This is a genomic window from Parasphingorhabdus sp., from assembly GCF_036964565.1.
GTDB lineage: Bacteria > Pseudomonadota > Alphaproteobacteria > Sphingomonadales > Sphingomonadaceae > Parasphingorhabdus.
The window spans coordinates 141,637-165,376 of record NZ_JBALTN010000006.1 but is presented as its reverse complement, the minus strand read 5'-3'; the positions used below and the strand labels follow the sequence as shown (position 1 = coordinate 165,376).

Sequence of the window (23,740 nt, the reverse complement as noted above, 5' to 3'; positions counted from 1 at the left end):
CTCGAAACGTCGCAGAAAACCGTTACCCTTTAAGCAATTTCGGCACTTCGGCTTTCCACTCACTGAACAGCACGACCGCCGCTTTATAGTCAATATCTTTGCCGCCAAGCTCGAGCTTGCTTTCATCTCCCGCTACTACGGCACCATAAGCGCTAGTCAGTTTTTCTAGCAATTCTCGCTTGTATTCCGTGTCCAGATTGCCCGCCAGTTGATCGCCCTTGCTTTCGAGTGCCACAATCCGTTCGCCGCTATCATCACGCAACGCAGCAAAAACAAAGTCTGGATAGACATTCCCTTTCCGCCAGCCGCGTAACGAGTAGCTGGCGCGTTCGGAGCCATTGCGGTGCCACCATTTGACGACTGTTTCGGCGTCCAAATAGACGGCAACCCCTGTTTCGTCAGGATTCAATTCCCCAGCATAGACCGGCAAAAACAAGCTACGTTCTAATGCGCCATGCGTTTTGCTTAACAATGGCGCTGCATTTTCCGCCGCCGTGGTCCAGATATGATCGGGCGCAATCCAATCGCCGCCATCGCCGCGAATACGAAACTCGATCTGGCCGCTATCCAGCCGATCACCAAACAGCTTTGCCGCTTCGCGTTCGCGCCATTTACTCAACGCTTTTCGCATTTGGTCGATTATGAAAGCTGATAGCCGCCCAATTTTGTCGGCATCAAAGCCGCGCTCGCCCAGCCGCGCCAATACGCGCCCGACCAATTCACGCGCGACATAGGCATTCGGGACAATATCAATCAGCATTCGCACCGCGTAGGCAGGATCAAACTCTGCCTCTCCGCCATTAATGTTTTTTGTATCGGTTACAAAGTCGCCATCATCACTGGATCGCACCTTGATAATCTGACTTGCCGCCGCGTGAGCATTTTCTGGTAAGCTATCAGCAAGGGCCTCCATATCGCTTGCTGGCCAGTCAATCGCAGGGAATAGATCGCTCTCAGCGTCCAGCGGCCGCGCATTCTGTCCTTCCTCAATCCATAACACTTGTGGCAATGCAATATCGGTTTGGCGAAACTTGTCGCGGCGCGTCACCTTGCGTTTGGTTGCCAAGCCAGCCGCCGCACCCGCTACGCTTACATCCTGAATCAGATCGCCTAGGCCGTCTGCCTCTAGCCCCGCCTTGATCGCTGTCACCACAGCCGCTGTCTCAGCGCGGTGTGTAAAGACATAACTTTCATCCAGATCGGGAACATCGGTTCGCAAAGCATGCGGCTGGCGCAGGATACGTCCCACAAGTTGAGTCATAGCGCTTTCATTGCCCGAAGCGGCCAAGGAACACAGGACATAGGCAAACGGGCAATCCCAACCCTCCTGCAAAGCGGCTTTGGTGATAATCACGCGCACACGGCACATTGGCGAGAGCAAATCTTCATTTTCCGGCTTGTCCAGATCATTCACCTCGGACGTTTTCAACGCAATTTCTGCTTCATTCAGTCCAGCCGCTAGCAGCCACGCTTTTACGTCATCGGCATGAATAAGACCGGCGTCTCTTTGCTCCGCGCCAGTGCGTTCCGCTTGCACCAATAGAATTGGACGAATGTAGCTGCCACCTTCAGCGCGATAGGTTTTAGCACTGGAATCAAGCACGTTCAGCTTGTCCAGTGAAGCGCGAAGCGTGTCCTTCCAATCCGTGCCAGTCATCGGCTGGATATTGAGTGGCATTTTTATCATGCCCTCTTGCTCCAGCTCTCTACCTTTGATTTCGACTAGCACATTCGCCGTTCGCGCTGGCATCGCCTCCAGTGCTTCAGTTGCCTTTTGCGCTTTCACATCTTTGGGGGTCGCGCTTAACTCCAACACGAATGTTGGATTGAAGCCGTACAGCGTCTGGAAAGCCAAATTGGACGTGGCTTTCTGCCCTTCGTCCATCACCACAACCGGCTGAATTATTCGCAGGGCATTGCCGACGCTGTCTTTTACCATCGGCCATTGGGGGCCACCATCACCTAAGTCATATTGGGAGAGGTTAGACACTGCCTCCAGCAAATCCTTGTGCGCCGCTTGTTCCCCTTCCGCTGGCGTGAAGCCATGCACATCGCCCCGGTCTTGAAACAGCTTCAAACTGTTTTGGTTTTGCCGGTTAGACGATTGCAGCATAAGCACCATGACGCAGAGATTGGCGTCCACATCGGCGCGGTGCAGCGGGTCGCCCTTTTCCAATATCTTGACCTTCCCAGCCGCCGCCCGGTCTAGCGTTTGACGGTAAGGGTGCTGGCGGTCGCGCAAGGTTCGCACTGTCTGGCTGTAAATCGCCTCATTCGGCACAATCCACAACACGAAGCCAGTGTTCTTCTGCAGGTAGCGTCCAAATATTCGTGATACGCCCGAACAAGCCAGATAGGTCTTGCCGCCGCCCGTGGGCACTTTTAGCGTGGCATTGGGCACCGGCTGGCCGTGACCGCTTTGGCGCGGGGAATATGGCACTTCAGCGCGGCTGGCGGGTAGCTTTCCATTGGCCTTCAAGGTATCCCATGCTTTCGCCGGATAATCGGGCAATTCGAAGCCCAGATCGGGATTGTCGGCAATCACAGCCGCAACCTTATCCGCCTTTACCTTTTCAGGCTCCAAAGCCTCCAGATAGGCATCCAGCGCATTCAAAGCGCGGGTTTGATAGTCTAACTCGCGAAACGCCATCTATCAGGCCGTTTCAACACGGTAGAGTGCGTACGGAAGCGGCGCATATTCCACAGGCAGTTTTTGCGTTTCCAACAATTCACGCGATACAAATTTTGCTGGCGCAAATACCAAATGATCACCCGTTTCCGTTGCTGCGATTGCGCGGGCATTAGACAAGGTCAAAGCCGCCTCGCCCGATTTCAGCCAGTCCAGTTCGGGCTTGTAGAAGAGCCAAAAATGTCGCCCGTTGGCACTGCCCAGCCGGTGCACACCTTCACCGATATCGGGCGAAGCGACAAGTTGGCTTGGGTCGAAGGCCTGATTGGTGGCCGTGTGAAAAAGCAATCCAGCCAGAGCATTTGCGGCTGGCAGTTCATCGCCAGTTAGCAGCCCATCCATGTCTATGGGATTACCCAGCGTGCAATAGGTGAATGTGCCGCCAAGGCCTTTCGTTTTCTTATCAACCGACCGTTCGCCAGTTACGATAAGCGCACCCTCCTTTACCGTCTTGGCTATCTTATCGTATTTTGGGCCGTCCAGCGTTTCGATTTTTTGCACCTGCTCCATAAGGCCAGCCGCGTTTTTCAGCTTCGTGAATGTTAGTGGTTCCCTGAGCAGCTCGTCTTTCTGGGATCCTTTAAAAGCATAACCATTTATAGCACGTCGCACGCGTTCGGCAGTTAGCTTGTCCGCGTAGTCCTCGCCCTCAATCATAATGAATTTTCTGCACCCCCCATCTCGCAGATTAGCATCAAGAGTGGCATGCGCCGTCGTGGCCGATCCAGCGAAAGAATCTAAGACTATAGAATCCTTGCGAGTAGCAATTTCAATAATTCTCTTGAGCAATCTCTTTGGCTTTGGCGTGGGGAAAGCGTCTTCTTTTCCAAAGATGCTGTGCATTTCCTTCTTGGCTTCGTCGGTGTGCCCAACTTCGTTACTCGGCCACCACGTCCAAGGCACAAATCCCTCAACTTCATCAATATACCTGATAACATTGGGTTGTCCCAAATCGTCTTGGCCAAACCAAATACGTTTCTTCTTTTCGAGCAACTTAAACTCGGATTCAATCATACTCCAGCAACGACCTTCAGGTGGCAAATGAACAGCCCCCTTTGGCGTTTTGATTGGATACATCTGATTTTTGCGACTACCCTGTGCCGTCATCGGAATCCCGCGCCAACGACCCTTCGGATCATTGTTGGCGTTGGTGTAGACCTTTAGCTGCCCTTCCGTTGGAGTCAGCTTATTTCGGAGAGCTTTAAACACTCCTGGTGACTTTGAATATACCAATACGTAATCGTGCACGTCACCAATTGCTTCGCGATTTTCACGTGAATAGCGTTTTTGCCAAACACAGCATGCTATGAATTTATCATCGCCGAATACACCGTCTAGAAGTTGTCGTGCGTGATGTATTTCATTATCATCGATCGTCATCCAAAAGCTGCCGTCATCAGAAAGTAACTCATGAAGTAGCCTTAGCCTTGGCCACATCATGGATGCCCACTTGTCGTGACGAAGTCCGTCGTCAATGCCAATCGGGTTGTCAGTCAGCCATTCTTTGATCATGGGTGAATTAACGTTGTCGTTATAGCACCACTGCTCTTCGCCCGTGTTATAAGGCGGGTCGATAAAGATGCAGTCCACTTTACCCGCGTGCGTGGGCAAAAGCGCCTTCAGGCCGTGCAGATTATCCCCGTGGATTATCAGATTGCCGTCCAGTGTAGGTTCGCCAATCCCCTTGTCGGGGTGAATTTTAAGCGGACGGAAGGGCACCGTCAAATGATGGTTATAGACAAATTCTTTACCCTTGAAATTCAGTTCTGGCACGCGAGACACCCCCTTTTTGCCCAATGTGCTTAGCAGGATATTCGAGCTTGCCACAAGCATTCCATTCAGCTTACTTGCTGTTCAATAATATCAAAGAATCAAGTTGAATTGAAAAGGTGAGATGAATGATAGGCGGTATTGTCTATATACTTACAAATGAAGCGATGCCTGGATATGTCAAGATTGGCCTAACGCAGCAAAATGACATTGGCGATAGGGTTAAGCAGTTGGATAATACTTCCATACCTGTCCCATTTGAATGCTATTTTGCCGCCCATGTTGCGGATTGTCGCAAGGTTGAACGCACTTTGCATTTTGTATTCGGTGAAAATCGGGCGAGGCGGAATAGGGAGTTTTTCACAATTGAGCCGGACTTGGCGAAAGCCATCATAGAGTTAGTGGCCATCGACAAAGTTATAATCACAGATGAAGAGCAAGACATTGATGCTAATGAACGTCAAGATATTGAGGAAATGCGATCCCGACGTGAAGTACGTACATTCAAAAACTTGAACGTGCCATTGGGCAGCACGCTTACATTTGTTAAAGACGACCAAATCACTTGCACTGTTACCGGCGCTAGAAAAGTTCTGTTTCGCGGGGAAGAAATGAGTTTGTCGGCTGCTGCCTTGGCTGTTGTAAATGAAATGGGCTATGATTGGACCGCAATCCAAGGCCCTGCCTATTGGGCTTTTGATGGGGTAAAGCTCTGCAACATTAGCAAACCAAGCCTAGAGGATTTGGACGATAATTTGGACTACCGTAGAGGCAACGGCTAGGGAGGCGGCAACCATGTGGCCAAATGTTGCCCCACCGGATAACTACGATGGACCGGATTGGCGATAAGCCCGCCTTCAAAGCCCAGTTGACGCAATGAATCGGATTATTGATTAACTGGCTAGACCCAATGTTTTTAATCTGATTTCCATAGCTAGTTTTGAAACCTGAAATTCAGCAGCTAGCGCGGCAACATCATTTTTGGCGCTATGCCTTTCTCGGACCAAAGGGCCAGGCATAACTATCTGCGCTGCAAGCCTATTGGCCTGCACCTCGTGTTGCCGGGTGAATGGAGACGCTGGATTGTCTACTGGTAAGCCATATAGTCTGTCTATGTGCCTCATCATCCGATCGCCGTCATTATGCATAAGATCGCGGTGCAGAAGATAGTGCGCCAGTTCATGTGCCGCGCTGAAGCGCTTCCTAGCTTCTGGCTCACTTGAATTGACTACAACACTGAAGCGATCGCCATTGCGCTCTATCCATGCAGACTCGCCAGTGGCAATATATTGCTCGCTGTAGTCAATGCACAAATCAGAAAATATTGCACCTAGATCGACGGGGGCACTAGCAAGGTGGCTAGCTACGATCTGCATTTCATTATCCATTACCACCCTCCTCTTCAGTGTCACCAGTTGCGCTGACTATCGCGTCTAGATCTGTATCTGATATAGTGTCTCTCGGTAAGTTCCGCAAACTTTCTATGACTTGCCTTCGGACAAGGGGTGGAGCGATCTTATTAATCTCTCTTTCAGCAACATCTTCCGCCTTTTCCTTAGTCAGACCTCTTAGCGCCCAAAATCCGTAAAGCGCAGCGATTCCAAACAAGGTCTGGAAGACCGTCATCGACACCGCAATATGATCAAAATTAGGAGTCCCCTCTTGCCCCCAAAGGACAAGAATAGCAGCCGTGTCGAATAACATAATGACCATAAAAATCAAAAGCAGATACCCCTGCTGGTCTACAGTCTTCTCTAGTTTCTTTAATCTGTTCTCCATGTCTTTAGCTACTCGACCGACAGACAAAAAGTCAATCTACCTAATTGCCGTGGCTAGTCAGGTATATAGGTCCCTTCGCGGGCGCCTTCCAGTTTTTCGCCGAAATCCTCAATAGGTTGGGATGGCGGTGCATTATCTCGTGCGTCAGCGTCGCTGCCGGCTGCGTCGGGAGCCACTTCTCCGTTTAACTCGGCAAGCCGTACCTTGCCTTTTTCTGTCAGCCGCCCGCGTCGGTAGCCATCGACCGGACCAATATCTGCATAGCCTCTTTCAAGAGCCCATCGCGGATTACCCATTTCCAGCATGTCGCCGTCACGGATTAAACCGCGTTCGATTGCGTCGAGGATAGTCTGCTGCACATCATTGTCGCTGTCGGCCCTGTCAAATCCAGCCTTCATATTGGGTTTGGGTGGATCGACGTCGGCTGCCGTGTAGGTATCGTCTGCGCGCCCACCAAGAGTTTGCATCCCGCTACTGCTTGTCGCCGGGAGCTTGTCCTTCTTGCTTTCCTGCGTGTCAGCCGGCGGGGCATCTGATCCAGCACTTTCACCGGGATCAGCGTTACCTGTTGTTACGCTTTCGCTTGTGCTTTCTTGGCCAGATTGCGGAAGTGTGCCCGCTCCGTCGCTGACGTCGCCGTCTCCGCTGTCCGCTCGAACACGCGGGCCATCAGCGCCATTTTCAGGCTCTCTGGCTGCGGCGAGGAGGTCTTCTTGTCCATTGTCGCTATTTTGCCCTATTTCCTTCGTTCGTGCAAGGATATTGCTTGGCTCGATAACTGCTTGAACTATAGCCAGAGCGGATTGCAGCCTGAATTGCGTTCAGGTCGATCAGATATTCCTCGACGAAACGAGATTGCTTGTAGCCCAGCGAGCTGTGCGGGCGTCTCCCTTCATTGCATTTCATTGATTGGCCAAGGCCTGACAGTTCGTTCTGCCAACTTGTTCATGTCTCATTGTCCGGCAAGCTATTTGGCCGCTCCAATAATTGCTTGTGATATAGATTGTTCGTCGACAAAATGACCATTAGCGAACGATTGTTCGATGTCATCCAATAGACTCCAGATCAACAGTTCTGCCGCATGCCGAGGCAGTTTTTCGATTACTGCGGCACAAGGCCAAAACAAAGCATGAGCCCACGCATGTCCTCACCAATCGTAAGCGCCGCGCAATGACGCAAGCGCTCGCCCTCGCATCCCGTGCGCCTCGCCCCGTTGGTCGATCACAGGCGCCGCTCTGGGCGCGATATTGGTTCGGCAAGGGGGGTTGCTAGTTTGTCATCAATGGCGCTGTGTGGGCCTTAAAATCGGTCATAGCGCCGTTTAGCTTTAGGGCTAGCCTAGCATCGTTGATGTGCAAGAGAAGGTAAGACCACAATATCGCCATTACCACCAGCGTCTCGCGCGCGCGCGCGAGAGGGACTTAACCCGGCCCCGGCCGTCTCTTTAGTTCTTGATAAGCTCAAAATGAACCCGCACCTTAAAGGATTTATACTCGCCTTCCCGCTGGTCGGCACGCCCGGCTGGATTCTTTATTTCCTAACCTCAATCAGCTTCCAATATTGTATAGTTTGCAATCACAGATGCTGATCCTATAAAACGTCATGGAGCCCGTCACTCTTTGGGAACTAGTAAGGCGCGTATTCACAGAAGCCGCCGAGTTCGTTCGTTGGCATAAAGTTAGTGCTATAATAACCTGTATCGTCGCAGCCGTTGGTGCCGTTGTGGCAACATGGCTAACTACCGGGCAGTACCCAATATCGGCATTCGGTGGAATAATGGCGCTCGTTTGCTTGTTCGCACTAGTGGTTATCGTGAAACTTTTCACAGTGCCGATCGCAATGACAAATGAAGCTCGCAAATTAATCACAGTTACACCAGATAGAGAACCGGACGGGATTTATCAGTTCGGCGAACTTGTGGGCCGCGCTGTCGGCATTGAGCGCATGACCGGAGCATACTGGTTTGAGAAAATTATTGACGTTGGCGGTTTTGACCCTGAGCGAGAGTTCGAATACGGCAACGTTGTCCTTTATAACAATGCAACGGTCAATAAGCCCGTGCTGATAGATGAGACTTACTACCGTGTATTGGGCGGCTTAGTCCGCGAACGATAGCCCAGTGTCGTCCGCGATCTGTTGATTAATGTTTTTGGGCCAGGGGGCCGGATTATAGCCTGATCGGTCAGCATCCGCCGTGCCGAATTATTGATTGCAATGGGCGATCCAGTTTTCTGGTTTCGGCTGGTGAAAATACCCTATGATTACGCTGGATCGGTGGGCCAATAACGAGAAAACCGCTTCCGGCGCAGAAATGGTTTCTGCCTAGCGGATTTAGATTGCGGAGGATATTCCAATGATAGACCTAGTATGGAAGACTGATCGTGAACGGCGGCCTGAAGAAAAGGATTGGCCCGCGCACGTTTTTACGATGGACGTGGATCGGCTCGGCTACCTTGGGGTCGATAAAGAGGGAAATCTATATTGGGACGGCAAGCTGGTCGAAGTTAGGAAACTGATTTCCTTTTCAGGATGGCAGGTTATTTTTGGTGTCGCGGGCCTCGCTATTGCAGGTATCGGAGCAGGAAGTGCGGCTGTTTCTGCCTACGTCGATTTACAAACTATCACTCAAGCCACGCCGCCGTCGAAAGCGAACACGCCGCCTTTTGTCGAGTGACTAACCGATAACGTTGCCGTTGCCAAAGGCAATGTTGTCCGTGTCTGGCAAGTCATCAGAATTATCGAAGCCGTGAATTTGGCCCGCTGTTGCAGAAGTCATTGCCTGCCTGCTCGATCATTCCCGCAACTCATTTCGTTCTACTACTGGCTGAAAATTGAATAACACTACCACCTCGTGGCCCCACGTGGCTCCAAGAAACGTTAGAAAACCGGGATTTTGCTTGCATTGGGGCCACGTGGGGCCAGCAAAACGCCATTATCGGCTTCACGCGCGCGGGTGAAGCGCTGTCAGTTCTTCGTGGCCCCACGTGGCCCTCGTGGCCCCAATCAATCATGAGAAGCTTTCTGGAGAGAAATGCCGCGGTAAACTTTCAGGCCCACAGTCTTGGCTCGATGAATGCCGCGCCGCTCCAGATTTGCTTTGAAGTCCTTTGCGTTGCCAGGATGTTCGCCTGCATCTACAGCATAATCAGACCATGACTTGAATAGCGGGGTAGGCTGCTCAAAAACACCGTCGGCGCGTTCGCACTGATCGTCCATCCACTGGCCAAACACGTCTTGATCGCTAAAATAGCGGTCCGTCGCGCCCGCCACAGCATCGGGCCGCTGCAACCCCTTGTGCTGCCACTCCACGCAACCTTCGATCATCCAAGCCAACATCTGGGGCCATTCCGCGCGCAGTTTGTTTTCAAGTTCGCGGTCGGGATATGCAGGCTTCCCCACGAAGGGCAGGATGTTAAGCCGCCGCCGCATGGCATCATCGACGTTGCGCAGGCTAGGGGCATGGTTGCCCGCGATCATTAACTTGAAGTGCGGAGTGAAAGTGAAATTATCTTGCCGCATGAAGCGTGCGGTGATCGGGTCGCCGCCAGTGATCGCCTTAACCTTGGACTCTGCCCAGCCGCGCCCTTGCTCGGTTTCGCTAGCAGTCACGAGCCGGGCACCCTTAAGCATGGCCAGTTCAGTTGAATGCCGGTCGTTGCGCGAATCCGCGAAAGTTTCCATCGCCGCTGTCGCCGCATATTCGCCCAGTATTCCTGAAACGGCATTGAGGAACACAGACTTGCCGTTGCCCCCCGGCCCATGGATAAAAGCAAAGGCGTGCTCGCGGGTGGAGCCCGTCAGGCAATATCCGCACCAGCGCCGAAGAAAACCGATAACTGCCTGATCGCCCGCCGCCGCTTCAGACAGAAACCGCAACCATAACGTGGGCGTGCCATCGCCGGGCGCTACAGCCGCCAGCTTGGTGATTTGCTGACCTGGATCGGCTGGAAAGATTTTGCCGGTGCGCAGATCCACAGTGCCGGAAGGCGTCCCCAGCAACCATGGATCAACGTCCCATGCATCATGTGTTCGGGCGATGGCCGGATTCGTGCTGGCGAATATCTCCACACCGCGTGCGGTCTTCGTGCTGGCGATGCTGGTGGATTTTGTTGCAGCACCAGCGGCCCGCAAATGTTCCGCCAATAGATAACCTATAAGACGGCAATCATCTTTCGACCAGCGTTGGCCGTCCCAATGAAGCCACTTTCGGGCGGTATGATCGAAACGCCATTCCCTGCCATGCAGCGTCACCCATTCGCGCGCCAAGGATTCCTCGGTGGGTTTGCCATCGGGTGATAACCAACCGGGCTGGACCTGCGGGATAATCTTGACCTCGCCCATAATTACGCCTCCCTGCCGATAGCACGTCGGATAAGTGCAGCAGCTTGATCGCGAGGAATGTCCGCGAAATCGATTTTAAGACTCGTACAGGCCGTTGCCTGTCCGGGGGGCGTTGGACTGGCCACAATCGCTCGACTGGCCTGTGCGGCCTTTGTCGCGGCGATCAGGCCGACATTGTCGCCGGATCCGCCATCATGGTCGGCAGCAATGACAATGCAGCGATCAGGAAACAGACGTCGCATTGTCTCGGCAACCGGGATGAGGTTGTACGCGTTCATCGCCGCTGCCACGCCAAAGCCCGTTGCCTCATGAACTGCTGCCGCTGTCGCCCAGCCCTCGGCAATGACAAGCGGACCAGCAACCGGCTTGCCATCCAGCGGCCAAACACCGAAGGGCCAGAATAAGCCCTTGGTGCGCCCGCCCTTCACAAACAGCTTTTTACCATCAGGTCCAATGCGCTGGACGGAATGCAACAGCGCGGCGTCATCCACCAGCGGTACGATTAGACAGCTGGCCTGTTGCCGAATGCCGAACGGGTGCAGGTATTTGCGCGCAAGATAAGGGTGGGCTGGGTCGGCATTGCTAGCACTGCACCACATATTGCGGGCAAATACTGCGGCACGTTCAGTCGCTTGATGGCGATCAGCTTCGCGGCGTCGGGCAGCATCGGCCATGACGCGGCGTTCGTGGGTGCTGAGCGAATGCCCATTTTTGCCAAATCGCCACTTGTTGCCCTTGCCTGAGCGCCAGTTGCCAAAGGCTCCGCAAGCGACCCCGCTGTCATAATGCAGGACGGCCCAGCCATTGCGTCTGCCCATATTATCACCAACACAGCGAAAGCGGCACAGTTCGCCTGAGGTGAGGCTGATCGGTTCCATTGGGACAATGCCGGCCTTCGCCATTGCATCAATGAAGATGTCAATCGCTTCAATCGGGCACCGCCTGCCAACCGAGTAGCTACGATTCATCGCGGCCTCCCCTCTGCCAACCGGGCTAGTTCAGCTTCGCCAATGTGAAGGGTGATGAGGTAAGGGATTTCTTGCGATTGGGAAGCGGTTAGGGTATGAGGATCACGGAAACAGCCGCCACAGCTATTCCGCGATGCCCGCGCCTCAACCGCGCGGGTTTCGCTTTTGTGGGGCATAGCTCATACCTCCCCGGCAATCAGGGCGCGAAGGCTCTCTGCGGGAATTACAGTGCGCCCTCGAATATGCGTTGCATCGAGGCGCCCGTTAGCAATATGGGCATAAATTGTCGTCCTTCCCAGGCTAGAAACCTGACAGGCCTCTTTGATGCTATAGGCCAGTTTTGGCGGGTAGTTGTTTTCATTTTTCATCGAATGACTCCGTTCAAGTTCGAGAACGGCCATCCAGATATGTTGTAAATCTGAAGTCTGCAAAACTATTCAGCTTCACGAAACCTGTTCAGGTTTTAGCAAAACAACTCATTTATCTAAACCCAGCTTCGACTTTCTTGCTGCTTTCAGTATTTTCTCGCGTCGTAGTTGAAGTTCCAGAGTCCGCTCTTCCTGCTCTAGCTGCACGGCCTCGGCAACAACCTGAGTGGCTTGATAATCGGCAACGTCCCGACTAAATCGATAAACCTTACCCGTTGTTATTTCATACAAGTCAGCGACTTGCTGAGCGGCAGATTCGACTTCACCCGGTCTCTTTGCAGCCCGAAATTCGCGGGCAATTTTGAACTTTTCTTCGGACGGCCTTTGCATCTTTTTTAGAGGTCGCCCACCCTTTGATTTCGGCCGGTCTGGATGTTCGATGACAATCAGCCGAAATTTGGATCTATAGCGCGAACCGGAAATCAACTTGCGGAGCTCCAAGGCTACCTCCCGATCGGCTATACCTTTGTTTTGCTTGAGGTAGAGATCAAGGCTGGCAAGCGAGCCAACCCGAAGATCAGCAATTACGGACAGCGGATGTACCAATTTGGGGTTGATGCGTATTGCAGTTTGGAAAACTCGCCTGAAAATTTTGCGCACCATCCCTGGGTTCTGGACTGGTCGAACTTGGATGCGTTTTTGCTTTGTCATTTGTCAAACCCTGGTTTCTTTGTACGCAACAAATTGCAGTAGAGCGAAATCAAGTTAATGAACGTATCAGAACATGATCGAACGTGCACGTGAGGTCTTTTCGAAGTTACTGAAAAACTTGACCACATTCCCGCCAAGAGAAATACTGATTGCCTGACGGCCGCGGCAGCTGATGACTCGTATGCAGACATCACCACGATCCAATTTTAATATCGGATTTGCGCCCTCATTTCGGTCATTGCCGTATCTTGTTTAGTCTCCCGATAACGGACATTGAAACAAACGGTTTGCTCTACAGCAGCGGGTTGGACTAGTTGAGTTTGATGACGGCCTTGGCATAATTAACTGAGCACTACGATGAGCTTTGATCTGAACTTTCCCAGAAGCAATGGTGACGCATTTGAGTTGACGCTTGAAGCGGGTGAGATGATCTTCGTCCTAGGTGCGAACGGGACTGGAAAGTCGAGCTTGATGCATCGCTTTGCGAGCCAGAACCGAGAACAAGTCAGAAAAATTGCAGCGCATCGACAGACTTGGATGAACACTGATGCCTTGGATATGACACCTGCGGCCAAGGTTCAAACTGAGAAAAATATCCTGAACGAAGATAGGCAAGAGCAATCGAGGTATAGGGACTCCTACGCTGCTCAGCGCGCCAGTATGACAATTTATGAATTGATAGACGCTGAGAATGTGCGGGCTCGAGCAATAGCGAAAGCTTACGATCAAGGAGAGATGGAAAAAGTTGCCGAGGCAGCCAAGGTCGAAGCCCCCATTGCCGTAATCAATGAACTCTTACGCCAATCGAACATTCCAATCATCATTAGCATCCAGGCCAATGAACGCGTGATGGCGAGCAAGAATGGCGGGCCGGAATACAGTGCAGCTCAATTATCTGATGGAGAGAGAAACGCGCTGTTGATCGCCGGGAATGTGCTAACTTCTGCCCAAGGAACTCTCATCGTAATTGACGAACCCGAACGCCACCTGCATCGCTCAATAATAGCACCTTTGCTGAGTCAACTCTTTGAGAGACGGCCTGACTGTGGATTTGTCATTTCGACTCACGACCATGACCTACCGCTTGAAGTTGATGGCGCCAGATCACTACTCATTCGAAGTTGCAACTTCAACGGAACGAGCGTTCAGGGATGGGAGGCAGACGAGCTTCCAGCGGACGCGCCTCTCGACGACATCTTGAAGCGAGACCTTCTTGGGGCAAGAAGAAAGATGCTGTTTGTCGAGGGCACGGAGAGCAGCCTCGACAAGCCCCTCTATAGCCTTATTTTCCCGATGGTTTCAGTGATCCCGAAGGGAAGCTGCAAAGATGTTGAGCAGGCTGTCGTAGGTGTCAAAGCTGGTGAAGGCTTTCACTGGCTTCGCGCGTTCGGCATAGCTGATGGGGACGGGTATCAGCCAGAGCAGCTCCATTCGAAGCTCGAGAGGGGTATCTATTTGGTCCCTTATTATTCGGTGGAGGCTATCTATTTCCATTCTCAGATAATTGCCTGGGTATCGGAGCGCAAGGCAGAATCATCCGGCGGAGACCCAACTGCCATGTCAAGTGTGGCAATCGCGGCAGGGGTTGCCGAAATAAAAGATCACACTGAGCGGCTAAGTCGGAATACAGCAAAAAAATCGGTCAGGAAACTGATATTAGAGCAGATTCCGAACGATGATCAGTTGCTCATTGGATCAAATCTGAACATCCAGAATGATGCAGCCACGATATGCGGGAGCCGCAAAGCGGAGCTGGACACAGCCGTTGCCGGTGGTGATTGGGAAACAATTCTACGAACGTGTTCCGTTCGAGAGTCGGGGGCGTTACTTAAAATCACGGCAGCACTAGGTTTCCGAACTATATCCGACTATGAGAAAGCTGTCCGGCATTTGCTATCGGTGGACAAGACTGCCTTAACTTTCGTCCGGAAATTGTTCGGCGATTTGGAGTCGAAACTGGAAATCTGAATCATATCTCAGAAGTAGTCTCCTAGAAAACCTTCACTGATAAATCTGAACGTCAGGTTGCCACGCGCAAAGAAACCGAACGGGGGGCAATCGTCGTGTCGGGAGGATGGCCATTGCCACACCTTTGCAGAATTTTCTCGCCGCTGATGAGCATTCGATCATACGGCAGCTTTTCTCGGTCCAGCTCTCGAGAAGCGACTGTTAGCTTACGGCCCAGAACCGGAAATTTACGCTGAGCGATTGGAATTGTCTCGGATGGGGGTCGCATTGTCGCATTCAACTTATGGCGCGGCGCAATAACCTGCCCAAGCGTCCATCAATTTCCGCCGCTTATCGAATAGATCACCGCGCCGGTAAGCTGCTTCAGATTGATTGCCAATGACATGGGCAAGTGCCATTTCGCAGGTTTCGTGCGAATAGCCGGTGCTTTCCGCTGCCCAATCCCGAAAGCTGGACCGGAAGCCATGACTCGTTGCTATCCTGTTTTGCTTGGGATCAAAATAGCCCTTTTGGCCCGCTTTGATCTTTGCCTCGTGCATCCGGCGAATCATCATGGCCATTGCCATGTTGGACAGCTTGCCGCCCCTTGCGCCAACAAATAGATGATCACCGCCCAAGGCTTTCGTGGTTTCCAATATTTCGATTGCTCGGGTAGACAGGGGAACGCGATGTTTTTTGCCTGCTTTCATACGTTCGGCTGGTATGGTCCAGATAGCCTTACTCAAATCCATTTCATCCCAAGTCGCGCCAATGGTTTCGCCGGAGCGAGCGGCAGTCAATATCGTAAATTCTAATGCCAGTGCGGCCATTGCATCGCGGGACTGCAAATCGGTTATGAACGAATTTACTTCGTCATAGGGCAATGCTGGATGTTTGCCGCGTGACAGACGGGTCCGGGTCGGGAGCATAAGCCCGATATGACCGCGCCACCGTGCCGGATTTTCGCCCTGACGATAGCCGCGAGCTTTTGCTGCATCTAATATGGTTTCAATCCTGCCCCGAACGCGACTTGCAGTTTCAGGCTTGGTTTTCCAGATTGGCTCGATAACAGCCATGACATGCTCGGTTGAAATATCGGCAACGGGCAAATCTCCCATGACGGGATAAACATAGGTTTCCAATGTCGCTGGCCATTGTGCTCGATGCTTGGCATTCTTCCAGCTATCCGAATGCGCCGTGATATAAGCCTCAGCGGATGCTTTGAATGTTATTCCGGCAATATGGGCTGCCTGAGCCTTGGCTTCGCTTTCAGCGTCTATTCTGGCGCGTTCCTGCAAGGGATCAATGCCGGATTGCACCAGCCGCCTTAGATCAATCGCTTTGTCTCTAGCCTGCGCAAGCGAAATATTATCGGGACCGGTTGCGGCTCCCAATCCAATATCACGCGATTTGCCATCCAACATGAAACGAAAAACCCATGATCGCGCACCGCTCTTTTTGACAAGCAACTGTAAACCACCGCCATCAGTGTGGCGACCGGCTGGCAGGGCCTTGACCTGCAATGGCTTTAAAGCGTTGCTAAGTTTTTTAGGCATCCAAAATTCTCTTCGTTCCCATAACCGTTACCAAATAATAGCGTGGTTTTATGGGAACGCAAGCGAACAGTCTTGAACGAATACGGAAGGCTGCTCTTCAGAGGAATGGCCATAAACCTCATGATAAACGGCCATTTGCGAACCTAAGTGAACATCTATGAACAAGTATGTTAGGCGGACTCCGTCTCCGCCATCCACCTATTTCTCGCTATTCCTGAAAATGTCTGAACCCTAGCTCTTACTAGAGAATTTGCGGCCATTCGTGTAACTGGTTGTCGCTTGCTATTCCCTGCTAACCCGATTATGATGTGGGTAACAGTGTGGGAAAAATGATATGGGCAATCTGACAGCAACGGCGGTGAAGGCAACAAAAGCGGCTGGCCGCTATGGCGATGGTGATGGGCTTTATCTGGTTGTGGGCGAATCTGGCTCCCGTTCATGGATGGTTCGCGTTCAAAAGGATGGACGGCGGCGCGATATTGGGCTGGGCAGCGCCAAGAAAGTCTCGCTAGCCATTGCGCGAGACCGTGCGACCATTGTGCGAAGCCAAGTTGAACTGGGAATTGACCCGATAGCCGAACGGCGCAAGTCGGCGGGAATTCCGACATTCCGCGAGGCGGCGGCACTGGTCTATGCCGAACAGCGCAAGGCATGGAAAAACAAGAAGCACAACGCCCAGTGGATTTCATCGCTGGAGGCTTATGCTTTCCCTGCCATTGGCGACAGGGCGGTCAACCAGATAGATGGTCCAGCCGTGCGGGATATATTGGCAGCTATTTGGCTAACCAAGAATGAAACCGCAACGCGCGTGCGGCAGCGAATCAATACGATTATTGATTGGGCTGTCGCCAAGGGTTACCGCGATGCACCTTTGTCGATGGCGATTATCAACAAGTCCCTTCCCAAAGTCGGCAAGGGACAGAAAAAACATTTTGCCGCCATGCCCTATTCGGACGTCCCCGAATTTTGTCATGCCCTAAAAAAGAAAGAAAGCATTGGCGCACTGGCCTTGCGCGCGGTGATATTGACGGCGGCCCGGTCGGGTGAAGTGCGGTTGGCGACATGGGGCGAGATTGACTTTGAAGCCGCCACATGGACGATACCAGCCGAACGGATGAAAGTAGGTCGGGAATATATCGTGCCGCTCTCTCCAGCCGCTCTCGCCATATTTGAGGCAGCCAAAGGCCATCGTATAGCAGGAAGCGATTTTGTGTTTCAGGGAACCAAGAAAGGCAAGCCACTGTCCGATATGACGCTTACCAAAATAATGCGGGACCAAGGCTTGCCGTTCACTGTTCACGGTTTCCGCTCGAGCTTCCGCGATTGGGTAGGTGAGGAAACCAGTTTTGCCGGTGACGTTGCCGAAATGGCCTTGGCGCATACCATTAAAGACAAAACCGAGGCAGCTTACCGGAGGGGGAGTATGTTCGACAAGCGGCGCGTATTGATGGATAATTGGGCCGATTATTGCCTAGGTGACAAGCTAACAACCATGAGGGCGGTATCATGAGCACATCAAACAAAGAGCGGAAAGATTTACATGACCTGTTGGACAACCTTTTGGAAGCCCGGGAGGAATTGGAAGGAGTGGATTTTACATCTCTCTAAGGGGGTGGGGAATTCTATTCAACTTGGTCAGAGCCAAGGGAGTAATTGTGTGAATCTGGCAGTAAGTTTTTGCGGCGAGTGATTGGCCCCCACCTTCATTGTCACGAGTTGAGTCTGTTGGATGAATCAGAACTAGTTGAAAATTTTAGAGACCCATCGCACCTAGCGACCATAGCAAATGCTGTTCGATCCTTCATGCCGCTATTTCAAGCCGTCAACTTCGGCCCCACTGGAAACGAGTTCATGTCAAAAATGATGAAGGACTTCATGGGGGTATATTGGGGCGACGAGCCGAGATTTTTCGCGATCTTGCCTAAAAACCAAGGGCAACACAAGCGACCGTTTCGTACAGCGTATATCCGGAACCGTTATTTCCAGATATCATACGGTCGATGACGCGGCGCTGGCTGGTGCGAGTAACGGGACACAAATATACGAAGGGCGCAATCTTGACGCGGGTTATTGGACAGCGAGCCAGCGACTACAAAAACGCGCCGGACATATACCGTGAAAACCTGTCAAAACTTGTGGTCGGCAATTTGCTCAAGGGTGCGTCAAAAGAGGCGGCGCATGAACTCGACTTGCCACGGTGGGAAGACGGGGGCAGGATAGCGGGGAAGAGATGGGGGCGGTTGCAGAATTTGAGGTGAAGACCTAAATTTCAACAGCTTAAAAAAAAGTGCGATTTCGAGGGATAACCAATATTGCCAAGCATGTTTTTGGCCATTTGAGCAATGATAATACCATAGGCACTAAAACCGAGATCAGCAATCTGACGGGAACCAAAACAGCGCTGGCGGATTAAGCATGGGCACGGTCATCGCTATCTCCCCCATTCAATATGTTGACGGTGGTGGCCGTGCAATTGAAACTTCACTGGTTTGCGGTTTGGGCAAAGGACTAACTGAGGTGCCCCAGCCTTTTCTCCGGATTAGGCCCCCGAATAATTTATGTTTGCACCATAGTATGCGATTGTCCAATTTTGTGTTACGTCCTCAATAGTCGATTCCAACATCTTCAGGGTGTCGATTAGGCCGGGGAGACGGGGGGCGCTCCCGCCCCGGCTGTTTCGTCAACTTAGTGCAAGCCAATCGCGCTGCTTTTGGTTCCGGTGCAGCACGAAAATCTCAAAGCTTCGTCTCTTTGCGTTTCAGGCGTTCACTGTATCGTTTGCGCATTTTCTCGCGTTGACAGCGTTCGACGGCTTCCCTGCTGTTATTTCGAAGATAACGAGCGATTGCGATGGCTCCTGCCACCAACAGCGCGATTAGCGCGTAAGCTACTATGGTTCTGGTTTCCACAATTACTACTCTTACTCAAATGCCGTTGTATTCCACAGCCTACTACGAACGTGGGGGGATAAGGTTGCTCAAGATTGCATTTGACCCGACTGCCTAGCTTGAATTTCTGACATCCTTTAGCCGAACATTTTGGGAGCGTACCACCAACGTCTCGCGCGCGCGCGAAGGTAGGACCGCGAATGAGACAAGTGCCGAACCTGTGGAATGATGAAATTGCCGCCTTCACCTGAAACGCGCCGGTCTGTTTTGGCGATTAATGAAACATCGGGTAAGGTTCAAGTCCAGTTGGGTCGCATCAACTAGACCTGAACCTCGCCTGAAAAAATGACACGTTTTCATTCGAGTCGAGTCAAAAACTTCTGGGTATATTAACTGATGTTCACGACAGATTAAATCGACGGATAGGCCAGCAACTGCATTGTCGAGTGCCATGGGAGGTGCAGTTTTCCGGTTTCGGCTGGTGAGCATACGCCAATGATTACATCGGACCGGTGGAGCGCGGAATAGCAAATCAGTGCAACGTCGATGCTCGTTTAAGTGCTTCCATTGCCGTAGTTTCAGCATCGACGTGGCGTTTCAACTCGGCATCGTCGAGTGTCTCGCCATCTTCGATTACCAAAGCATCAGGGTAGGTTTCCAGTGAAGCCTGATAAAGTGCTAACGCTTCAGTAGCCATTTCGGTGCTCGCAACGAACATATGACGTTTTGCGTTCCGCACTCCAACGATTAGATACATATCGGATCCCTAGTTCTAATCCTACCGTAACAACCGATTGATTCGCGAGTCAAGTTGCGTATTCATTGCGGGCTGCGCGCGTGATGAATCTGACAGGCTCGAATTTTCCGTATCCGTAAAAAGAGGCGCAAGGGTGGGGGTGCTGCGATCTCTGGTGTTGTCGACTGGGAAACCGGCTCCAATCCGCAGCGATAACGCTAATACAGTTTTTCGCCCGCCCGCGCGAGGCGGCTCACCAATTTAGGGCCATGCCTCAATTTTAAAGGCGACGAAGCATAAAGTTTCGCGCTGCAGAGATGAGTGCAAAAAGAAACGCTCCGCCAATAGCTGACCCAATAAAGTTTCCGATTAATCTCGCATGATTTGAGGTAGGAGGCTCGCCAGACAAAATATACAGTCGAATAATGCCCCATCCCAACCCTACAACTGCTCCAAACATTGTCGCCCGCGTAACGCTCCATTCCTTTACAGCCATTTCAATTCTACCCCCATCTTTGTTCCATCATATCATGACCCCACATTTCTCAGATGGACTGTAAGATAAACCCGATTCAGGGCAAGGTTGCCGCATGAAGCGGTTGGATGCAACCGCATTTTGGCGCGGCATCGGGTGAAGCGGGGGGGGGGCGCTTTGAGGTAAGGCGACATTCATTGGTCTAGCGCCTTCCAGACAATTTCCGGACACCTAAAAGTGAGGTGACGCGCGGCAAACGTGGGAGATGAAGTGGGAAAAGAATAATCGTCTTTAATTTAATATCATATAATCAAATAGAAATATCAATTATTATACGGACTACGTTTCCGCCATTTCTTTCAGAGCAATGGCGCGGATTGCCGGCCCCGGCAAGGTTTTACCTGCTGCCAAGGGATGATCGAGGATCAACTGACAGCGATGGCGCCGGGATGCCGAACGCATGGCTTGCGTAATCGCTCGCAACCCTTACATCCGTGCCTTACGTCAGAATTTGTCCTTCCCGGAGAGTCCTCATGCGCATGTTTGCCTGCCTGTCCCTGATCATTGGTGCCGTTGCGCTGGGGTCCTGTTCCGTGTCGGACGAAAGGCCGGAAGCGGAGCAAGCACCGATGGTGTCGCCGCTGCTGACCAGTGACGATGCAAAGGATCCCTATAGCTATGCCCGGCCCGAGGTGGCGCGGGTAACGCATGTGGCGCTGGATCTGTCGCTGGATTTTGAGAATGAAAATGTCGCTGGCACGGCCACGCTGGACGTGCTGGCGGAAGAGGGCGCCGATACGGTGGTGCTTGACACGATGGGGCTGGATATATCGTCGGTCACCGATGGCGCCGGCCAGGACCTGCCGTTCCGGCTGGGCGATCGGCAGGAGGGCATGGGTGCGCCGCTGACGATCGACATGGGCGAGGCGCGGCAGATCGTCGTAGCCTATAGGTCAGGCCCGGACGCACGGGCGTTGCAGTGGCTTGCGCCGGAACAAACCGCCGGAGGCGAGCATCCCTATCTGCTCAGCCAGGGCCAGCCAACGCTGAACCGCAGCTGGATACCGACCCAGGACAGTCCCGGCATCCGCCAGACATGGGAGGCGAAGATTACCGCGCCCGAGCCATTGACGGTGGTGATGTCGGGTCTCTCGGGCGGCGATCCGGCGGACGCTGGCGAGGGTCGCCGGGCATTCCGGTTTGCCATGGACAAACCGGTCGCGCCCTATCTGATCGCCATTGCCGCGGGCGATATCCGCTTCCAGGAACTGGGGCCCCACTCTGGCGTCTGGACCGAACCCGCCATGCTCGACAGGGCCGCGGCAGAGCTGGTCGATACGGAAAAGATGATCGACGCGGCGGAGGAGCTGTACGGCGATTATCGCTGGGGCCGCTATGACATGATCGTATTGCCGCCGAGTTTCCCGTACGGCGGGATGGAAAACCCGGTGATGACCTTTCTGACACCTACGTTCATCGCTGGCGACCGCAGCCTCACCGGCCTCGTCGCGCACGAACTGGCGCACAGCTGGTCGGGCAATCTGGTGACCAATGCGAACTGGTCGGACAGCTGGCTCAACGAAGGCACCACCAGCTATTTCGAGAACCGGATTATCGAGAAATTATACGGCAAGAAGAGGGCCGAACAGGAGCGGGCCCTGAATTTTGCCGCGATGGAGGAAACAATTGCGGAAAAAGGGGCGGACGCAGCGATCACGGCGCTGCATCTGACCGGCGACAACGCCGATCCGGAGGGCGGCGCTAGCGGGGTCATCTATGACAAGGGAGCCGCCTTCCTGCACAGCGTCGAGGCGATCGTCGGGCGTGAAAAATTCGATACTTGGCTGGAAAGCTGGTTCGATCGCCACGCCTTCCAGCCCGCGACATCGGCGATGTTCCTGGCCGATATGCGGCAGAATCTGGTCAGGGGGGACGAGCAGCTCGAAGCAAGGCTGATGCTGGACGCTTGGGTTTACGAACCCGGCCTGCCCGCCAATGCGCTGCGGCCGGATCCGGGCGCCTTTGCCGAAGTCGACCAGGCAGCGGAAGCCTATGCCGCGAGCCGCACGATCGACCAGCCGGCGTGGCGCAGCTGGACCAGTGCCGAGCGCCTGCGCATGCTCAGCAAGCTGCCACCGGAACTGCCGGACGCGGACCTGGCCAGGCTCGACCAGAGCTTTGGGCTATCGGCCTCGGGCAATAATGAAATATTGTTCGCCTGGCTGAAGCTTGCGCTGCAGAACCGTTACCAACCGGCGGTGCCGTCAGCGGAAAAATTTCTGGCAACGGTGGGTCGCCGGAAATTTGTCTCGCCTCTGTTTGAAACGCTGATGGAGCAAGGCGAATGGGGCAAGCCAATCGCACGGCGCATCTATGCCCGGACGCGCAGTGGCTATCATTCGGTGACGACCCGAACGGTCGACAAGCTGGTAACCGGCGGCGGTTGATCCAGCAAGCGCTGCCAGAAAAAGCATTCGCCCGGAAGCGGCAGCGACCGGCAGACTAGATCCTGACGAGTAATTTTCCGGTGTTGCCTCCGGTATAGAGCAGGTTGAGCGCCTTGGGCGCGGCCTCCAGCCCGTCGATGATATGCAGCGGCATGGTCAGCCGACCCTCGGCCATCCAGCTGGCCAGTGCGCCCATCGCTTCGGGGAAACGGTCTTCGTGGTCGAGGATTACGAAACCGCGGACGGTGAGGCGGCGCATGATGAGATTTCGAAACATGTATGGGCCGGGGATTGGCTCGCTGCTGTTGTAGGAGGAGATCAGACCGCAAATCACGACATGGCCGAAATCCTTCATATGGGTCAGTGATGCGTCCAATATGTCGCCGCCGACATTTTCAAAGCACAGATCGATGCCGTCGGGACAGAGTACGCCCAGCCGGTCGGTGACATTTTCGCTCTTGTAGTTGATTGCAGCGTCAAAGCCGAGTTGCTCGGTCAGCATCCTGCATTTGTCGTCGCTGCCGGCTATGCCGATGACCCTGCACCCCTCGTTCTTCGCAATCTGGCCGACCATCGTCCCGACCGCGCCCGCCGCTCCGCTGACCACGACCGTATCGCCGGCTTTCAGCTTGCCGATATCGTGAAGACCGACATAAGCGGTGGGGCCAGCGACGCTGAGAATGGCAAAGGCTTCGGCCAGATCGATGCCGTCGAGCGGCGGGAAAACGGAAAATCCTGCGCCATCGGTGACGATATGGTCCGACCAGCTGTGCAGTCCCGCGGCGTGAGCCCCCTCCGGGAAGTCCGGGTTTCTGCTTTCGACAATCTCGCCGAACACGAAGCCGCGCATCGGTTCGCCGATCCGCACCGGCTCCATGTAGATGTCCCAGTCGCTGAGCCAGACCCGATTGGTGGCATCGAGCGAGAGGTAAAGGGTGCGAAACAGGAACTGGCCGTCTTCGAGTGCGGGCACCGGTTCGTCGCGCAGGACCATTGTATCGTCTTCGATCATTTCCTCGGGGCGCTTGCTGAAATACCAGCGCCGGGCCATGGTTCCGTTCATCT

At 53.2% G+C, this 23,740-nt stretch carries 20 protein-coding genes; 6 read left to right on the top strand and 14 right to left on the bottom strand.

From position 1 onward, the window contains the following. Window positions 1-22 precede the first annotated feature (22 nt). Both V7650_RS10205 and V7650_RS10200 read right to left on the bottom strand, forming a co-directional pair. Entirely contained in the window at window positions 23-2,650 is a 2,628-nt protein-coding gene (locus V7650_RS10205) for a DEAD/DEAH box helicase (protein ID WP_335656139.1), read from the bottom strand. A gap of 3 nt (window positions 2,651-2,653) precedes the next feature. After that, on the bottom strand, window positions 2,654-4,462 hold the full coding sequence (locus V7650_RS10200) for a site-specific DNA-methyltransferase (protein WP_335656138.1): 1,809 nt from the start codon (window positions 4,460-4,462) through the stop codon (window positions 2,654-2,656). A gap of 125 nt (window positions 4,463-4,587) precedes the next feature. Between V7650_RS10200 and V7650_RS10195 the strand changes: the two genes are divergently transcribed. Next, window positions 4,588-5,241 (top strand): GIY-YIG nuclease family protein, encoded by a 654-nt coding sequence (locus V7650_RS10195; RefSeq protein ID WP_335656137.1) that lies wholly within the window; start codon window positions 4,588-4,590, stop codon window positions 5,239-5,241. A 111-nt stretch (window positions 5,242-5,352) separates the two neighbouring features. Here the strand turns inward: V7650_RS10195 and V7650_RS10190 are convergent, their stop codons facing one another. The 5 genes from V7650_RS10190 to V7650_RS10170 form a co-directional block, all read right to left on the bottom strand. Then, window positions 5,353-5,847, bottom strand: coding sequence for an ImmA/IrrE family metallo-endopeptidase (locus V7650_RS10190; RefSeq protein ID WP_335656136.1), 495 nt, complete (start codon window positions 5,845-5,847; stop codon window positions 5,353-5,355). Further along, a complete protein-coding gene (locus V7650_RS10185; protein WP_335656135.1) occupies window positions 5,840-6,238 on the bottom strand; it encodes a hypothetical protein in 399 nt (132 codons plus the stop codon). Before V7650_RS10185 ends, V7650_RS10190 begins: the two co-directional genes overlap by 8 nt. Before the next feature lie 53 nt (window positions 6,239-6,291). Further along, complete coding sequence (locus V7650_RS10180) at window positions 6,292-6,705, bottom strand: hypothetical protein (protein WP_335656134.1); 414 nt, start codon at window positions 6,703-6,705, stop codon at window positions 6,292-6,294. Between the two features lie 104 nt (window positions 6,706-6,809). Then, the gene (locus V7650_RS10175) at window positions 6,810-6,959 is read right to left on the bottom strand and encodes a hypothetical protein (protein WP_335656133.1); all 150 of its coding nucleotides are present in this window, start codon (window positions 6,957-6,959) and stop codon (window positions 6,810-6,812) included. Between the two features lie 5 nt (window positions 6,960-6,964). After that, complete coding sequence (locus V7650_RS10170) at window positions 6,965-7,144, bottom strand: terminase small subunit (RefSeq protein ID WP_335656132.1); 180 nt, start codon at window positions 7,142-7,144, stop codon at window positions 6,965-6,967. A 906-nt stretch (window positions 7,145-8,050) separates the two neighbouring features. Here V7650_RS10170 and V7650_RS10165 point away from each other — a divergent pair. After that, on the top strand, window positions 8,051-8,353 hold the full coding sequence (locus V7650_RS10165) for a hypothetical protein (protein WP_335656131.1): 303 nt from the start codon (window positions 8,051-8,053) through the stop codon (window positions 8,351-8,353). A 238-nt stretch (window positions 8,354-8,591) separates the two neighbouring features. Further along, window positions 8,592-8,912, top strand: a complete 321-nt coding sequence (locus V7650_RS10160; RefSeq protein ID WP_335656130.1) for a hypothetical protein — start codon at window positions 8,592-8,594, stop codon at window positions 8,910-8,912. A gap of 329 nt (window positions 8,913-9,241) precedes the next feature. On the opposite strand, the gene V7650_RS10155 is transcribed toward V7650_RS10160, so the two are convergent. The 4 genes from V7650_RS10155 to V7650_RS10140 all read right to left on the bottom strand — a co-directional run bounded on the left by V7650_RS10155 (window position 9,242) and on the right by V7650_RS10140 (window position 12,626). Continuing rightward, complete coding sequence (locus tag V7650_RS10155) at window positions 9,242-10,579, bottom strand: phage/plasmid primase, P4 family (protein ID WP_335656129.1); 1,338 nt, start codon at window positions 10,577-10,579, stop codon at window positions 9,242-9,244. Window positions 10,580-10,581: 2 nt separating this feature from the next. Further along, window positions 10,582-11,547, bottom strand: coding sequence for a toprim domain-containing protein (locus V7650_RS10150; RefSeq protein ID WP_335656128.1), 966 nt, complete (start codon window positions 11,545-11,547; stop codon window positions 10,582-10,584). Between the two features lie 179 nt (window positions 11,548-11,726). After that, complete coding sequence (locus V7650_RS10145) at window positions 11,727-11,915, bottom strand: helix-turn-helix domain-containing protein (protein WP_335656127.1); 189 nt, start codon at window positions 11,913-11,915, stop codon at window positions 11,727-11,729. Window positions 11,916-12,023: 108 nt separating this feature from the next. Further along, window positions 12,024-12,626 carry a hypothetical protein gene (locus V7650_RS10140; RefSeq protein WP_335656126.1) on the bottom strand — a complete coding sequence of 201 codons (603 nt, stop codon included), beginning with the start codon at window positions 12,624-12,626 and terminating at the stop codon, window positions 12,024-12,026. 357 nt (window positions 12,627-12,983) lie between these two features. Between V7650_RS10140 and V7650_RS10135 the strand changes: the two genes are divergently transcribed. Further along, window positions 12,984-14,594, top strand: coding sequence for an AAA family ATPase (locus V7650_RS10135; protein ID WP_335656125.1), 1,611 nt, complete (start codon window positions 12,984-12,986; stop codon window positions 14,592-14,594). Between the two features lie 281 nt (window positions 14,595-14,875). On the opposite strand, the gene V7650_RS10130 is transcribed toward V7650_RS10135, so the two are convergent. Beyond that, window positions 14,876-16,129: a tyrosine-type recombinase/integrase gene (locus tag V7650_RS10130; protein ID WP_335656124.1), complete on the bottom strand. Its 1,254-nt coding sequence runs from the start codon at window positions 16,127-16,129 to the stop codon at window positions 14,876-14,878. A 334-nt stretch (window positions 16,130-16,463) separates the two neighbouring features. Here V7650_RS10130 and V7650_RS10125 point away from each other — a divergent pair, with 334 nt between their 5' ends. Then, on the top strand, window positions 16,464-17,639 hold the full coding sequence (locus tag V7650_RS10125; RefSeq protein ID WP_335656123.1) for a tyrosine-type recombinase/integrase: 1,176 nt from the start codon (window positions 16,464-16,466) through the stop codon (window positions 17,637-17,639). Between the two features lie 1,910 nt (window positions 17,640-19,549). Here the strand turns inward: V7650_RS10125 and V7650_RS10120 are convergent. After that, complete coding sequence (locus V7650_RS10120; protein ID WP_335656122.1) at window positions 19,550-19,714, bottom strand: hypothetical protein; 165 nt, start codon at window positions 19,712-19,714, stop codon at window positions 19,550-19,552. A 1,047-nt stretch (window positions 19,715-20,761) separates the two neighbouring features. Between V7650_RS10120 and V7650_RS10115 the strand changes: the two genes are divergently transcribed. Then, window positions 20,762-22,675, top strand: a complete 1,914-nt coding sequence (locus V7650_RS10115; RefSeq protein WP_335656121.1) for a M1 family metallopeptidase — start codon at window positions 20,762-20,764, stop codon at window positions 22,673-22,675. Window positions 22,676-22,730: 55 nt separating this feature from the next. Here V7650_RS10115 and V7650_RS10110 read toward each other — a convergent pair whose 3' ends face one another. Next, entirely contained in the window at window positions 22,731-23,738 is a 1,008-nt protein-coding gene (locus tag V7650_RS10110; RefSeq protein WP_335656120.1) for an NADP-dependent oxidoreductase, read from the bottom strand. Between the last annotated feature and the right edge of the window lie 2 nt (window positions 23,739-23,740).

What these genes read in the sequence shown, in the direction of transcription:
- V7650_RS10140 (WP_335656126.1), bottom strand. Translation starts at nt 12,626, where the DNA reads ATGACAAAGCAAAAACGCATCCAAGTTCGACCAGTCCAGAACCCAGGG.
- V7650_RS10185 (WP_335656135.1), bottom strand. Translation starts at nt 6,238, where the DNA reads ATGGAGAACAGATTAAAGAAACTAGAGAAGACTGTAGACCAGCAGGGG.
- V7650_RS10125 (WP_335656123.1), top strand. Translation starts at nt 16,464, where the DNA reads ATGGGCAATCTGACAGCAACGGCGGTGAAGGCAACAAAAGCGGCTGGC.
- V7650_RS10190 (WP_335656136.1), bottom strand. Translation starts at nt 5,847, where the DNA reads ATGGATAATGAAATGCAGATCGTAGCTAGCCACCTTGCTAGTGCCCCC.
- V7650_RS10150 (WP_335656128.1), bottom strand. Translation starts at nt 11,547, where the DNA reads ATGAATCGTAGCTACTCGGTTGGCAGGCGGTGCCCGATTGAAGCGATT.
- V7650_RS10170 (WP_335656132.1), bottom strand. Translation starts at nt 7,144, where the DNA reads ATGAAATGCAATGAAGGGAGACGCCCGCACAGCTCGCTGGGCTACAAG.
- V7650_RS10155 (WP_335656129.1), bottom strand. Translation starts at nt 10,579, where the DNA reads ATGGGCGAGGTCAAGATTATCCCGCAGGTCCAGCCCGGTTGGTTATCA.
- V7650_RS10110 (WP_335656120.1), bottom strand. Translation starts at nt 23,738, where the DNA reads ATGAACGGAACCATGGCCCGGCGCTGGTATTTCAGCAAGCGCCCCGAG.
- V7650_RS10135 (WP_335656125.1), top strand. Translation starts at nt 12,984, where the DNA reads ATGAGCTTTGATCTGAACTTTCCCAGAAGCAATGGTGACGCATTTGAG.
- V7650_RS10145 (WP_335656127.1), bottom strand. Translation starts at nt 11,915, where the DNA reads ATGAAAAATGAAAACAACTACCCGCCAAAACTGGCCTATAGCATCAAA.
- V7650_RS10180 (WP_335656134.1), bottom strand. Translation starts at nt 6,705, where the DNA reads ATGCAAACTCTTGGTGGGCGCGCAGACGATACCTACACGGCAGCCGAC.
- V7650_RS10195 (WP_335656137.1), top strand. Translation starts at nt 4,588, where the DNA reads ATGATAGGCGGTATTGTCTATATACTTACAAATGAAGCGATGCCTGGA.
- V7650_RS10175 (WP_335656133.1), bottom strand. Translation starts at nt 6,959, where the DNA reads ATGGACAAGAAGACCTCCTCGCCGCAGCCAGAGAGCCTGAAAATGGCG.
- V7650_RS10120 (WP_335656122.1), bottom strand. Translation starts at nt 19,714, where the DNA reads ATGGCTACTGAAGCGTTAGCACTTTATCAGGCTTCACTGGAAACCTAC.
- V7650_RS10115 (WP_335656121.1), top strand. Translation starts at nt 20,762, where the DNA reads ATGCGCATGTTTGCCTGCCTGTCCCTGATCATTGGTGCCGTTGCGCTG.
- V7650_RS10205 (WP_335656139.1), bottom strand. Translation starts at nt 2,650, where the DNA reads ATGGCGTTTCGCGAGTTAGACTATCAAACCCGCGCTTTGAATGCGCTG.
- V7650_RS10160 (WP_335656130.1), top strand. Translation starts at nt 8,592, where the DNA reads ATGATAGACCTAGTATGGAAGACTGATCGTGAACGGCGGCCTGAAGAA.
- V7650_RS10130 (WP_335656124.1), bottom strand. Translation starts at nt 16,129, where the DNA reads ATGCCTAAAAAACTTAGCAACGCTTTAAAGCCATTGCAGGTCAAGGCC.